Consider the following 14534-nt stretch of genomic DNA (forward strand, 5'->3'; position numbering starts at 1 on the left):
GACAGGACAAGACGACCATGACCTGGCTGATCACCGGCGGCGCCGGATACATCGGGGCGCACGTCGTCCGCGCCATGACGGAGGCAGGCGAGCGGGCCGTGGTCTACGACGACCTGTCGACCGGCATCGCCGAGCGCCTCCCGGCCGGTGTGCCGCTCGTGGTCGGCTCGGTCCTCGACGGCGACCTGCTCGCCCGCACCTTCGAGGAGCACGCGGTCACCGGCATCGTGCACCTGGCAGGCAAGAAGCAGGTCGGCGAATCCGTGGAGCGCCCGCTGCACTACTACCGCGAGAACGTCGAAGGCCTGCGCACCCTCCTGGACACGGCGGTCGCCGGGAACGTCGCGCACGTCGTCTTCTCCTCCTCCGCCTCGGTGTACGGCATGCCCGACGTCGACCTCGTCACCGAGGAGACGCCGTGCCGGCCCATGAGCCCGTACGGCGAGACGAAGCTGGCCGGCGAGTGGCTGGTCCGCGCGACGGGCCGCGCGCACGGCCTGGCGACGGCGTCCCTGCGCTACTTCAACGTGGCGGGCGCGGCCGAGCCCGCGCTCGCCGACACCGGCGTCTTCAACCTCGTCCCGATGGTCTTCGAGAAACTCACGGACGGCGAGGCCCCGCGCATCTTCGGCGCGGACTACGCCACGCCGGACGGCACGTGCGTACGGGACTACATCCACGTCGTCGACATCGCCGAGGCCCACGTGGCGACGGCCCGCGCCCTGGCGTCCGCCGCCCCGGGCACGGACCTGACCCTCAATGTCGGCCGCGGCGAGGGTGTTTCGGTCCGCGAGATGACGGACCTGATCAACGAGGTCACGGGCTACGACACCCCGCCAGAGGTAACCCCCCGCCGCCCCGGCGACCCGGCCCGCGTGGTCGCGTCGGCATCCCGCATCACCGACCAACTCGGCTGGTCGGCCAAACACGACATCCGCGACATGATCACCTCAGCCTGGTCAGGCTGGCTACGCCTGCATCCGGGGGCGGGGCGGGGGTAGGGGGTCGGGGCGAGCTGGGTGGGCCGGCGGGTTTCGGTGATTGGGTCATCGGCTTTCGGTGCCGGGTGCGGACCGGTGCGGTCCGGTCCGGTCCATCGTGGGCAGACGCCACGGTCAGAGCTCGGCCAACCGCCCGACCACGCCGCCCGGGCCATCAGCTTCATCGCCGGGTACGGCCCGGCCCATCGTGGGTGGCCGCCACAGTCGAGGCGGGGAAGGCCGGGGACTTCGGCGGGCCGGGACCTTCGAAAGTCACCGGGGCCGCCCGGATATTTGCCCGAGTGTGGCGGCTCCGGGCCGGGAGTAAAGGGCGCTTCGCTGCGCTACGCGTCGGCTTCGCCGATTCCGCTGCGCTCCACCCTTGACTCCCACCCCTCCACCGCAGCTTGACCTTTGACCCGGACGGCCAGGGGTGAGGCGGCGGGCTTGGCTGGTGGGGTCATCAGCTTTCGTGGCCGGATGCGGACCGGCCCATCGTGGGCGGCGGTCGAGGTGCGAGCTCGGCTAGCCACGCGGCTTCGCTGCTCGGGCCATCAGCTTTCATCGCCGGGTGCGGACCGGCCCATCGTGGGCGGGCGCCACGGTGCGGGCTCGGCCAGCCAAGCGGCTTCGCCGCTCGGGTCATCACCTTTCATCGCCGGGTGCGGACCGGCCCATCGTGTGCGGACGCCACGGTGCAGGCTCAGCCAGCCGGGCGGCCTGGCGTGCCGGGTCATCGGCTCTCATCGCCGGGTGCGGCCCGGTCCATCGTGGGTGGCGGTCAGGGCCAGGGCTCGGTCGGGTGCTCGGGCCGCGTGGCTCGGCGGACCGGGGGCTTCGGTGGTGGTGGGGGTGAGCGGTGAGACGGATGGGGGCTCCTCTGCGGGCCACCCCCGGCCCCCATTTCGGGCATTTGGGTCCCGCGAGGAGCGGAGTGCAGGGAAGTGTCAGGGGAAGGCCCTGATTGGTGGGGTGTCGGGGAGACTTTCCTGCGATCGGTCCCGGAAGCGGTCTCGCGGACCTGGTCCAGCGCGCGGCGACGGCACCCGCCGTGTGATGCAGGAAAGGTCCCAGTGCCGCGATCGACCCGAGGCACCCCGCTGACCGAGCCCTCGGCCCAGCACCCGGCGACGAGACCCCACGAGCTGCGCGCTGACCGGGGCTCGTCCACGACAGACGGGGCCGCAGCCGGCACCGAAAGGTGCACGGCCCGAGCGGTCAGCCGCATCGCGCGCGACGACGCGAGCTCGGCCGACCAGGCGGCCTCGCCGCTCGGGCCACCAGCCTTCATCGCCGAGTGCGGACCGGCTCATCGTGGGCGGGGGGCAGGGTCAGGTGCTCGGCCAGTCGGGCGGCTTCGCTGCTCGGGCCATCACCTTTCATCGCCGAGTGCCGATCGGCTCATCGCGTGCGGGCGTCACGGTGCGGGCTCGGCCAGCGGACCGACCTGGCCACTCGGGTCATCACCTTTCATCGCCGGGTGCGGACCGGCTCATCGTGTGCAGCTGCCCCGGTGCGGGCTCGGTTGACCGGGCGGCTTGGCGTGCCGGGGCATCGGCTCTCGTCGCCGAGTGCGATGCGGCTCACGGCATGGCGTGGCCGCTCGGGGTCGTGCGCCTTTCGGTGCCGGGTGCGGTCGGGTCTTTCGTGGGCGAGCCCCGGTCGGCGCGCAGCTCCTGGGGTCTCATCGCCGGGTGCGCGCCTGCCCGTCGCGGGGTGGGTCAGGGACGTGGGATGCTCGCGGCGCTGGGACGTCCCTGCACCGCACCCAGAAGGCCACGGGAGCCCACCGGACCAAGCCCGCCAAGCCGCTCCCGAGCCCGATCGCAGGAAAGTCTCCCCGCCACCCCACCAATCAGGCCCTCCCCCTGAGACTTCCCTGCACTCCACCCCTCGCAAGACCCAAATGCCCGAAATGCGGGCCGGGATGGCGCCTCAGGACGCACCATCCGTCACACCCTCACCCCACACCACCCCAGCCACCAGCACCACTGGCCATGGCCACCGACCCGCGAGGCCCCGCGCGCCCGACCATGGCGGCGACGCACGATGGACCAACCCGCACCCGGCGACGAGAGCCAATGACCCGGCACGCCAAGCCGCACCGCTGGCTGAGCCCGCACCGTGGCGCCCACACACGATGAGCCAGACCGCACCCAGCGACGAAAGGTGATGCCCCGAGCGGCCTCCCGGCTGGCTGAGCCCGCACCGTGGCAGCCGGACACGATGAGCCGGTCCGCACCCGGCACCGAAAGCCGATGACCCGAGCGGCGAGGCCGCGCGTCTGACCGAGCTCGCACCGTGGCCTTCGCTCACGATGGGCCGGTCCGCACCCGGCAGCGAAAGCCGATGACCCCACCAGCCAGATCCGCAGCCCATTCCCCTGGCCGTCCGGGTCGAACTTCAAGCTGCGGTGGAGGGGCGGGAGTCAAGGGTAGAGCGCAGCGCAATCGGCGAAGCCGACGCGACGAAGGAGCGCCCTTTACTCTCGGCCCGGAGCCGCCACACTCAGGCAAAACCCGGGCGGCCCCGGTGACCTTCGAAGATTCCGGCTCGCCGAAGGCGCCGCTTTCCCTCGCCCCGACCATGGCGCCCACCCACGATGGACCGGACCGCACCCGGCGGTGAAAGCTGATGGCCCGAGCGGCGGAGCCGCCTGGCCGAGCTCGCACCGTGGCAGCCGGACACGATGAGCCGGTCCGCACCCGGCACCGAAAGCCGATGACCCGAGCGGCGAGGCCGCGCGTCTGACCGAGCTCGCACCGTGGCCGTCACTCACGATGGGCCGGTCCGCACCCGGCAGCGAAAGCTGATGACCCCACCAGCCAAGCCCGCCGCCTCACCCCTGGCCGTCCGGGTCAAAGGTCAAGCTGCGGTGGAGGGGTGGGAGTCAAGGGTGGAGCGCAGCGGAATCGGCGAAGCCGACGCCCGCAGGGCGCCCTTTACTCCCGGCCCGGAACCGCCACACTCACGCAAAACCCGGGCGGCCCCGGCCACCTTCGAAGATCCCGGCCCACCGAAGACCCCGCCCTCCCCCGCCTCGACTGTGGCGGCCATCCACGATGGACCGGTCCGCACGCGGCGACGAAAGCTGATGGCCCCACCAGTCCGAGGGGTGAACTCAGGGAAGCGGCACCGGCCCCGCTCACAGCTCCCGTAGTGCCGCTGCCGTGGCCCTCGCCAGGCTGGCCACGTAGCCCTTCGGCAAGGCGTCCCGTACCACCACCGTCCGCCAGTAGAGCGGGCCGGAGATGAGGTCCAGGGCCAGGGGTTCGTCGGCTTCCTTGTTCATCTCGCCCCGGTCCACGGCCGCCCGCACGATGCCGCTGGCCACCCCGTACTGGCCCTCCCGCAGTGCCTTCTGCAGTGCCTCCGCCATGTCGGGGTTGCGTGCCGCCTCGGCCTGGAGGTCGGGGATGACCTGGGAGGCGATGGGGTGGCGCAGGGCGCGTGATGTCACCTCGTAGAGCAGGCGCAGGTCGCCTTCGAGGGAGCCCGTGTCGGGGGCCGGCAGGCCCTGGACCGCTATGGCCGACACGAGGTCGAGGACCAGGTGGAGTTTGGAGCGCCAGCGGCGGTAGACCGCGGTCTTGCCGACGCCCGCGCGGCGGGCGATGCCCTCGATGGACATGCGGGCGTACCCGACGGAGGCGAGTTCCTCGAAGACGGCCGCCCGGATGGCCTCGGTCTTGTCCTCGCGGAGCACGGCGGCTCCGGCGGGCGCCCTGCGGCGCGGCTGTTCACCCTGTGGCCTGCTCGTCGTCATACGGACATCATAAAGCGTCACGACGATACGGTTGCGTTCCGACGTAGCCACGCCCTACTCTCGGCGTTGCGACGATACGGGACCGTACCGACGTAATCTGACCTCGGTCGTCCCCAATGTGCGTGCTCGCGTTTCCCGAGTCCCCCGAGCGAAAGCAGCGGATGTGAGCCAGGCCCTCGACACACCGCCCCCCGCCACAGGTCCCACCGGCGCCACCACCCCCGCCGGCCAGATCCCCGCCCCGGCAACCCCACCCTCACCCCCGTCCCCCTCCCCCGCCGAACTGGCCGCCCAGTACGGGCTGACCGTCAGCGGCGCCCGGCCCTCGCTGCCCGCTTACGTGCGGCAGCTGTGGCAGCGGCGTCACTTCATCACCGCCTTCGCGACCGCCAAGCTGACGGCCCAGTACAGCCAGGCCAAGCTCGGCCAGGTCTGGCAGGTGATGACTCCACTGCTGAACGCGGCGGTCTACTACTTCATCTTCGGCGTCCTGATGGACACCAAGCGCGACGTCGAGGACTACGTCCCGTTCCTGGTCACCGGGGTCTTCGTCTTCACGTTCACGCAGCAGTCCGTGATGGCGGGGACGCGCGCCATCTCCGGCAGCCTCGGCCTGGTCCGCGCCCTGCACTTCCCGCGGGCCGCGCTGCCCGTCTCGTACTGCCTCCAGCAGTTGCAGCAGCTGTTGTTCTCCATGTGCGCGCTGCTCGTGATCCTGCTCTGCTTCGGCGTGCCGCCCACGGCGTCCTGGCTCCTGGTGGTCCCGGTCCTCGCGCTGCAGTTCACGTTCAACACCGGGCTGGCGCTCGTCATGGCGCGGCTCGGCAGCAGGACGCCGGACATCGCGCAGCTGATGCCGTTCGTGCTGCGGACCTGGATGTACGTGTCCGGGGTGATGTGGAGCATCGAGGCCGTCCTCAAGGACCAGGACCTCCCGCACGTCGTGCAGGTCCTGCTGGAGTCCAATCCGGCCGCCGTCTACATCGACCTGATGCGGTTCGCGCTGATCGACAGCTTCCACCGGGACCAGCTCCCGCACCACGTGTGGGCCTGGGCCCTGGGCTGGGCGCTGCTCGCCGGGATCGGCGGGTTCATCTACTTCTGGAAGGCAGAGGAGACGTACGGCCGTGGCTGACACCCGTGAGACCCCCGGGCCCCGCGAGGCCCTCCACGACAACACCCCCTCCGCCGCCCCAACCCCCTCCCCCACCGTTATCGTCGACCAAGTCGACATCGTCTACCGCGTACACGGCGCCGGCGCCGGCGCGGGCCGCGGCAGCGCCACCGCCGCGCTCGGCCGCATCCTCCGGCGCGGCAGGGGCGAGTCGCCCGGCGTGCGCAAGGTGCATGCCGTCAAGAAGGTCTCGTTCACCGCGTACAAGGGCGAGGCCATCGGGCTGATCGGCACCAACGGCTCGGGCAAGTCGACCCTCCTGAAGGCCGTCGCCGGGCTGCTCCCCGTGGAGCACGGCCGTATCTTCACCGACGGCCAGCCCTCCCTGCTCGGCGTGAACGCGGCGCTGATGAACGATCTGACCGGGGAGCGCAACGTCCTCCTCGGCGGTCTGGCGATGGGGATGTCCCGGGAGCAGGTCAAGGAGCGCTACCAGGAGATCGTCGACTTCTCCGGGATCAACGACAAGGGCGACTTCATCACCCTGCCGATGCGCACCTACTCCTCCGGCATGTCCGCGCGCCTGCGCTTCTCCATCGGCTCCGCCAAGGACCACGACGTGCTCCTCATCGACGAGGCCCTGGCCACCGGCGACCGCTCCTTCCAGAAGCGTTCGGAGGCCCGCATCCGTGAGCTCCGCGAGCGTGCGGGCACGGTCTTCCTGGTGAGTCACAACAACAAATCGATCCGTGACACGTGTGACCGTGTGCTGTGGCTGGAACGCGGGGAGCTGCGCATGGACGGCCCCACGGCGGAGGTCCTGAAGGAGTACGAGCGGTTCACGGGCGGCGGCAAGGGCCAATAACGGGGCGTACCCGCAGAGCCGGACGTGTATCCCTTTTGTCGCACCAATACGCAGATCCTTACACTATGGGAGCGTTTAGCAACAGAAGGAGTGCGCGTGCAGCCACGGCTGAGTGTTGTCGTCCCCGTCTACAACGTCGAGCTCTACCTCGACGAGTGCCTGGAGTCCCTGGCCGCCCAGACGTTCACGGACTTTGAAGTGCTCATGGTCGACGACGGGTCGACGGACGGCAGCGCGGCGATCGCGGAGGCCTTCGCGGCGGCCGACCCGCGCTTCCGGCTGATATCCCAGGAGAACAAGGGGCTGGGCGCGGCGCGCAACACGGGTGTGCGGGAGATGTCCCCGGACAGCGAGTACCTCGCGTTCGTGGACAGCGACGACACCCTGCCCACCACGGCGTACGCGCTGATGATCGAGACGCTCGACGAGACGGGCTCGGACTTCGCGGCGGGCAACGTCACCCGCTTCCGCTCCGCCGGGCACGTCCAGTCGCCGGTGCACCGCGTGCCCTTCGCCGCGACCCGGCTGCGGACCCACGTGTCGAAGTTCCGCCCGCTGCTGACCGACCGCACCGCGTGGAACAAGGTCTACCGCCGCTCCTTCTGGGAGAAGCACGCGCTGGCCTACCCCGAGGGCATGCTCTACGAGGACGCCCCCGTCAGCGTCCCCGCGCACTACCTCGCCGACTCCGTCGACGTACTGAGCGAGCCGATCTACAACTGGCGCGAGCGTGAGATCGGCGAGCGCTCCATCACGCAGAACCGCACCAATCCGCAGGGCCTGATCGACCGCGTGAAGTCGATCCGCATGGTCCGCGAGTTCATGCTGGCCCGGGTCGGCGACGACCCGATGTTCGCCGAGCACCTGAAGGTGTACGACCACAACGCGCTCGCCGAGGAGATCCCCCTCTTCTGGAAGGTGCTGCCGGGCTCGGACGCCGCCTACCAGGAGGCCTTCCTGGAGCACGTGGGCCGGCTCGTCCGCGAGATCGGCCAGGACGCGGTGCGCGCCCTGCACGTGCCGCACAAGCTGAAGCTGTACCTGACCGTGCACCGCCGCCTGGAGGAGCTGGTCGGGCAGCTGGAGTTCGAGAAGGAGCACCCCGGCTCCATCCCCGTCACCGGCACGCTGCACCCGAAGGCCGACTACCCCTTCCTCGACCCGACGGACCCGGTCCCCGACGCGGTCCTCCGCCTCGACCAGGAGCTGCGGCTGCGCAGCCGCCTCGACGAGGCCGCCTGGCACGACGACAAGCTGTGGCTTTCCGGCTGGGCGTTCGCGCGCCAGATCGGTGCCGAGTCGCGGAGCAAGGCGCTGAAGTCGCTGATCCTGAAGGAGAAGGGCAGCCGCCGCACGGTCCTGGTGCCCGCGCGCAGCCACCTCGACCCCGAGGCGACGGTGGCCTCGGGCGCCGAGTTCCGGCACGCCGACTGGGCGGGCTTCAGCGCGCTGGTGAACCCCGTCCGGCTGCGCCACCGCGGCAAGTGGGTCGACGGCGTCTGGTACGTGCGGATCGCCGTGGCCGGTACGGGCTCGACGCCCCGGCGCGGCCCGCTGTACGGGGCCGGTACGGGCTCCGGGCAGACGCCGCCCGCGCACTGGGTGACCGAGGACGTCCGCGTCGCCCCGCAGATCCAGGACGGCGAGCTGGCCATCCGCGTGGAGACGGCGCACGCGCGCGCCCTGGAGGTCCGCGCCGACGGCTCCGGTCTCCTCGTACGCGGCATCCTGCGCACCGCCCCTCAGGGCGAGGCCCGGCTGCGCATGCGCCACCGCGAGTCCGGCCGCATCCTCACCGTTCCGCTGGAGCTCGGCGCGCCGCTGGACGGCCGCGTCCCCTTCACCGCGCACGTCGACACGGCGGCCCTGAAGGAGGTCCGCGAGGACCACGAGCGCCTGCGCCCGACCCAGGCGGAACGCTCGATCGCCCGCTGGGACATGTCGGTGGAGGTCGTCGAGGCCGCCGGCGACGAGCCCCGGTCGACCCGTCTCGCCCTCATCCTGGACGACCGCGAAGGGTTCTCCGGCGCCCAGTTCGCGCAGGCGGACACCGCTCGTACGGTCTACGCCCGGCGCAGCCCCGGCGGCTACCTCCAGCTCTGCGACCAGCCCGTCCAGCCGCTCGTCGACCACGTCTCCGTGGACCCCGACGGCACCGTCACCCTCACCGGCAGCTACCCCGCGAAGGGCACTCACGACCTCTCCCTGGTGCTGCGGCAGACCTGGTCGGGCCACGAGTACACGTTCCCGGCGAAGGCGGCCGACGGCCGTTTCGTGGCGAGCTTCGTGCCCGCCCCCACCCACCGCTACGCGGGCGCGACCCCGCTGCGCGCCGGCTTCTGGTGGCCCTCCGTCCAGAAGCCCGACGGCTCCCGCACCGCCGTCCAGCTCGCCCCGCCCGTCCACGGGGACCTCCCCCTGGAGGTCAGGGCGCACGGCAAGCGCGTCGAGTTGCAGGCCCGCCAGTACGACCAGCTGGCGCTGATGGCCCACTCCGAGCTGCGCCCCGACGAGCGCAGCCGCTACCGCCAGACCCGGCTGCGCACCGAGGCCTACCCGGCCGCCCGCCACGAGCCGCTGCGCGAGGCGGTCCTGTACGACGTCTTCGGCGGCCGCATGTACGGCGACTCGCCGCGCGCCATCCACGAGGAGATGGTCCGCCGCGGCCTGCCGGTCGAGCACCTGTGGGTCGTCAGGGACGGCCAGTGCGAGGTCCCGGCCACCGCGCGGGCCGTGCGCGTGCACAGCCCCGAGTACTACGAGGCGATGGCCCGCTCCCGCTACATCGTCGGCAACACGCACTTCCCGCGCTGGCTGGAGCGGCGTGAGGGCCAGCAGATCATCCAGACCTGGCACGGCACCCCGCTCAAGCGCATCGGCTTCGACTTCGACAACGACCACTTCGCGAGCACCCAGTACCTGACGGACCTGGACCGCGAGCGCCACCAGTGGACGATGCTGCTCTCCCCCAACCGGTTCAGCACGCCGATCATGCGCAGCGCCTTCCGGTTCGGCGGCGACCTGGGCGGTGAGCTCCTTGAGGCGGGCTACCCCCGCAACGACGTGCTGCTCGCGCCCGACCGCACCGAGCGCGCCGAGAAGGTGCGCCGGGCGCTCGGCCTGCCCGAGGGCAAGAAGGTCGTGCTGTACGCGCCGACGTGGCGCGAGGACAAGCAGCGCCACCGGGGCGGTTTCCTGCTCGACCTCCGCATCGACCTGGAGAAGGCCCGCCACGAGCTCGGCGAGGATCACGTCCTGCTCGTCCGGCCGCACGCGCACATCGTGGAGCCGGTGCCGGGCGCGGGAGACGGCTTCGTGTGGGACGTCGCGGGCTACCCGGACATCATGGACCTGCTCCTGATCGCCGACGTCCTGGTCACCGACTACTCCTCGGTGATGTTCGACTTCGCCGTGACCGGCCGTCCGATGCTCTTCTTCACGTACGACCTGGAGCACTACCGCGACCGGCTGCGCGGCTTCTACTTCGACTTCGAGAAGCGCGCGCCGGGCCCGCTGGTGCCCACCTCCGACGAGCTGATCCGCGCGCTGCGGGACCTCGAAGCGGTGAGTGAGCCGTACGGGCGGGCGTACGACGAGTTTCGGGCCGAGTTCTGCGACCTGGACGACGGCGGGGCCGCGCGCCGCGTCGTCGACCGGATGCTCGCCCACCGCGGGACGGCCACCGCATGACCACGCGAGAGGAGGGCGCCACCGTGCCCGAGCAGAGTGAGGGCGCCCGGCCGCAGGGCACCGGACCCGAGCTGACCGTCGTCGTCCACGGCCGCAACGTCCAGGGCCATCTCGGCGCCTGCCTGGACGCCCTGGCCGCGCAGGCCTCGCCCGGTGTGGAGGTGGTCGTCGCCGCGGTGGGCGCGTCGGCGCAGGCCGCCGCCGCGGACCGGCCCGGCGTCACCGTCGTACCGCTGCCCGAGGGCACCGGCGACGGCGCGGCCCGCGCGGCGGGCGCCGAGCGGGCGGCCGGCCGGTGGCTGCACTTCGTGCACAGCAAGGACAGCGTGCCGACGGGCGCGCCGCGTGCCGTCGCCGACCGCGTGGCCGACCTGCCGGACGACGGCGGCTCCGTGGACGTCCTCTGCGTCGACCACGTCCGCTCGACGTGGCGGCACCAGGGGATGCCGAGCCCCGACGGGAAGCACCTCGCCAAGCAGGGCCGCCGCGCGCTGCCGCTCGCGGACTGCCCGAACCTCCTGAAGGTCACGCCGCTGCTCTCCACCCGGGTGCTGCGGGCGGAGTTCTGGCGGGCGCACCGCGACCGACTGGCCGTCGACGACGAGACGTTCGCCGCGTACGCCGCGCTGCTCCTCGCCGACCGGCTCGCCGCCCTCGACCAAGTGGCCCTCAACGTACGGGAGCTGCGCGCCGAGAGCCTGCCGAAGGGCGCGCCCGAGGAGCGGTACGGCGTCATCGAGCGGTACGAGTCGCTGCTGCGGCTCGCCGCGGAGCGCGGCCTGCCGACCGCCCCGCGCGCCGCCCTCTACGACGTGATGGTCGGCGACTGCCTGCGCGTCGTCGCCCGCGAACAGCTGCCCGACGCGGTGCGCAGGGAGTTCTTCCACCGCGCGTCGCGGGCCGCCGTCGCCTGGCGGCCCGCGGGGCACGAGCGTCCCGGCGGTCTCGAAGGCATCCGGCGCCGGCTCCTCGAAGAGGACGCGTACACCAAGTACCGCACGTTCCAGACGGCCAACCAGCAGCGGCGCAAGCTCAGGTCGGCGGTGGTCTCGCGCAAGCACAAGGTGGGGCTGAAGGTCCGCGACCTGCGCTACCGCAGGGCGCTGGAGCGGCCCGTCGACCCCGACCTCGCGGTCTTCTCCGCGTACTGGGACCGGGGCGTGGCCTGCAACCCGGCGGCGATCGCCGCGAAGCTCGCCGAACTCGCCCCGCACATCCACCCGGTGTGGGTCGTCTCGGCGGCGAACGTGCCGCTGCTGCCGCCCGGCACCGACCACATCGTGCCCGGCACGCCCCGCTACTGGGAGGTGCTCGCGCGCGCCAAGTACCTGGTGAACAACGTCAACTTTCCCAACGCGGTGGTGAAGCGCCCCGACGCGGTCCACCTCCAGACCCACCACGGCACACCGCTCAAGCGCATGGGTCTCGACCAGCTCGACTACCCGGCCGCGTCCAAGGGCCTCAACTTCCACAGCCTGCTGGCCCGCGTCGACAAGTGGGACTACAGCGTCTCCGCGAACGGGCACTCCACCCAGATGTGGGAGCGCGCCTACCCCTCGCACTACGTCTCGCTGGACTACGGCTACCCGCGCAACGACGTCTACTACGGCGCGAGCGCCGCCGACGTCCGCGCGATCCGGGAGCGGCTCGGCATCGCGCCGGGCAAGCGGGCGATCCTCTACGCGCCGACGCACCGCGACTACGAGGCGGCCTGGACGCCCCGACTCGACCTCGCCACGCTCGCCGAACGCCTCGGCGAGGACACGGTGCTGCTGGTGCGCGGCCACTACTTCTACGGCGGCGCGACCTCGCCGCTGGCGGGGCTGCGCAGGAGCGGCCGGGTCATCGACGTCTCGTCGTACGACCCGGTGGAGGAGCTGGCGCTCGCGGCGGACGCGCTGATCACGGACTACTCGTCGATCATGTTCGACTACGCCAACCTCGACCGCCCGATCGTCATCTACGCCGACGACTGGGAGACGTACGCGAAGACCCGCGGCGTCTACTTCGACCTGATGGAGGAGGCGCCAGGGCCGGTGGCGCGCACCCAGGAGGAGCTGACGGAGCTGTTCACCTCCGACGCCTGGCGCGACGAGACGGCCGCCAAGGCGCGCCGCGCCTTCCGCCACCGGTTCTGCGAGTACGACGACGGGCGCGCGGCCGAACGGGTCGTGCGCCGTGTCTTCCTCGGCGAGAGCGAGGACTCGCTGCCGCCCGTGACCCCGGTCGACGAGCGCACCCCGGCACCGACGCCCGAGGAGGCGACGACCCGATGACCGAGACGCCCGATGTGACGGTCACCGTGATCGTCTACAACGACGCGGAGCGGCTGCCGCGCGCGGTGGCCTCGCTGCGCCGTCAGACGCACGCGAACATCGAGATCATCATCAGTGACGACCACTCGACGGACAACACCCCAGAGGTGGCACGGCGGTTGGCGGCGGAGGACGAACGCGTCTCCTACCTCCGCCTGCCGGAGAACAGCGGCGGCTGCAGCGCGCCGCGCAACCGCGCGCTGGAGATCGCGCGCGCCCCGTACCTGATGTTCCTGGACAGCGACGACGAACTCCCGGAGCGGGCGGTCGAGTTGCTGCTCGCGGCACACCGGGAGCGGGACGTGGACTTCGCGATGGGCGCGGTGGAGCGGGTGCGTGTCGACACGGGCCGCACCTCCACGTGGATGCCGCACCTGGTCGCGGAGCGCCGTACGGTGCGGGGCATCGAGGCGGAACCGGCCCTGTTCTTCGAGCACTTGTCGACGAGCAAGATGTACCGCAGGGAGTTCCTGGACCGCAACGGCCTGCGCTTCCCCGAGGGCATCCACTACGAGGACCAGCTGTTCTCGGCGCAGGCCTACTGCCTCGCGCGGTCCTTCACGGTCATCCCCGACCCCGTATACCGCTGGTACATAGCCCCGTACGAGGCGGCCGAGTCGGCGTCCATCTCCAACCAGCGCCACAAGCTGACCAACGTCCGCGACCGCATACACGTGCAGCGGCTCATCGACGTGTTCCTGACGTCGAGCGGTCACGCGGGCGTCCGGGAGGCCAAGGACTACAAGTTCCTCAAGCACGACTTCCGGATGTACGCGGGTGACCTGCCCTTCCGCGACGAGGAGTGGCTGACGGGCTTCGCCGACATCGTCGTCCCGTATCTGGCGGAGCTCTCCCCCGGCGCCTACGCGCGCCTGCCCCGCGCCGAGCGGGTCGTCCTCCAGCTGGTCCGCGACCGCCGCCTGGCGGAGGCACAGCTGGCGGCGCGCGGCCTGGGCCACGGGGTCGCGCCGCGCGAGACGTCGGTGGACGCGGCGGGTCACGTCTACTGGGGCGCGAAGGTCCCGGAGACGGAAGCGGCCCGCACGGAGCTCGACCTCACGGACCAGGGCCTGGACTCCCGCCCCTTCCCGAGCGCCCAGTTCCGGCACGAGATCACGCGGGTGGAGCCGGGTCCGGGCGCCTCGGTCGACCTGTCCGTCCGCACCTACGACCCCGGCCTGCGGCTGCCGGTCGGCCCCCAGGTGGCGACGCTCCTGCTGGCCCCCGGCCGCCGCCGCATGAAGGCCCCCTTCCGCCTGGACCCGGTCCGCCCCGGCGTCTTCGAGGGCACGGTCCGCCTGGACCTCGCCGAGGCCCCGCTCCCTCTGAACGGCTTCGCGGGCACCCGCCACCCGGTCCTTCAGCTGACCTCGGGCCCACTCCGCAACACGGCCCTGCTGCTGGCCCCGCTGGCCTTCCCCACGCTGCGGGCGCGGGTCGACTACCGGGGCGGCGCGCTCCCGCACGAGGTCACGGTCGAACCGGAGGGCCGCGCCTCGGGCCGCCTCCAGCTCCGCTGGACCCCGGTGGGCGTGACGTCCCGCGTCATACGCCCCCTGGCCCGCAAGGCAGGCGCCAAGGCAAACTCCCGAGTCCGCAGAGCGGCCCGCCTGGCAGCGAGCCTGACTCGCTGACACCGGCACCCGGGGCGGGCCACCACTGCGGTGGACGCCCCGGGTGCCGGCGCTGTCACCCCACGCGCCCCCCTACGCACATCGCGGTGTCAAGTGGCCGCAGGGACGCCTTTTGACCGTATTCGGACAAGAGTGAAGTTCCGGCTCCCGGGTGGTCGGGCGAGCGAGAG

At 71.9% G+C, this 14534-nt stretch carries 7 protein-coding genes; 6 read left to right on the forward strand and 1 reads right to left on the reverse strand.

Going from position 1 to position 14534, the window contains the following annotated elements; genetic code table 11:
- Window positions 1-17 precede the first annotated feature (17 nt).
- Window positions 18-1001: a UDP-glucose 4-epimerase GalE gene (galE, locus tag ACZ7DY_RS14340; protein WP_471134386.1), complete on the forward strand. Its 984-nt coding sequence runs from the start codon at window positions 18-20 to the stop codon at window positions 999-1001.
- Between the two features lie 3124 nt (window positions 1002-4125).
- On the opposite strand, the gene ACZ7DY_RS14345 is transcribed toward galE, so the two are convergent.
- A complete protein-coding gene (locus tag ACZ7DY_RS14345) occupies window positions 4126-4746 on the reverse strand; it encodes a TetR/AcrR family transcriptional regulator (RefSeq protein ID WP_471134388.1) in 621 nt (206 codons plus the stop codon).
- A 232-nt stretch (window positions 4747-4978) separates the two neighbouring features.
- On the opposite strand from ACZ7DY_RS14345, the gene ACZ7DY_RS14350 reads away from it, so the two are divergent.
- From ACZ7DY_RS14350 to ACZ7DY_RS14370, 5 genes are all read left to right on the forward strand, one after another.
- Window positions 4979-5881, forward strand: a complete 903-nt coding sequence (locus ACZ7DY_RS14350) for an ABC transporter permease (RefSeq protein WP_471134587.1) — start codon at window positions 4979-4981, stop codon at window positions 5879-5881.
- Window positions 5882-5960: 79 nt separating this feature from the next.
- A complete protein-coding gene (locus ACZ7DY_RS14355) occupies window positions 5961-6725 on the forward strand; it encodes an ABC transporter ATP-binding protein (RefSeq protein ID WP_471134590.1) in 765 nt (254 codons plus the stop codon).
- A 96-nt stretch (window positions 6726-6821) separates the two neighbouring features.
- The gene (locus ACZ7DY_RS14360) at window positions 6822-10415 is read left to right on the forward strand and encodes a bifunctional glycosyltransferase/CDP-glycerol:glycerophosphate glycerophosphotransferase (protein ID WP_471134390.1); all 3594 of its coding nucleotides are present in this window, start codon (window positions 6822-6824) and stop codon (window positions 10413-10415) included.
- Window positions 10412-12691, forward strand: coding sequence for a CDP-glycerol glycerophosphotransferase family protein (locus ACZ7DY_RS14365; RefSeq protein WP_471134393.1), 2280 nt, complete (start codon window positions 10412-10414; stop codon window positions 12689-12691). Before ACZ7DY_RS14360 ends, ACZ7DY_RS14365 begins: the two co-directional genes overlap by 4 nt.
- On the forward strand, window positions 12688-14364 hold the full coding sequence (locus tag ACZ7DY_RS14370; RefSeq protein ID WP_471134395.1) for a glycosyltransferase family 2 protein: 1677 nt from the start codon (window positions 12688-12690) through the stop codon (window positions 14362-14364). Before ACZ7DY_RS14365 ends, ACZ7DY_RS14370 begins: the two co-directional genes overlap by 4 nt.
- The last annotated feature ends 170 nt before the right edge of the window (window positions 14365-14534 follow it).

It is taken from the genome of Streptomyces sp. NPDC037013 (assembly GCF_055607265.1).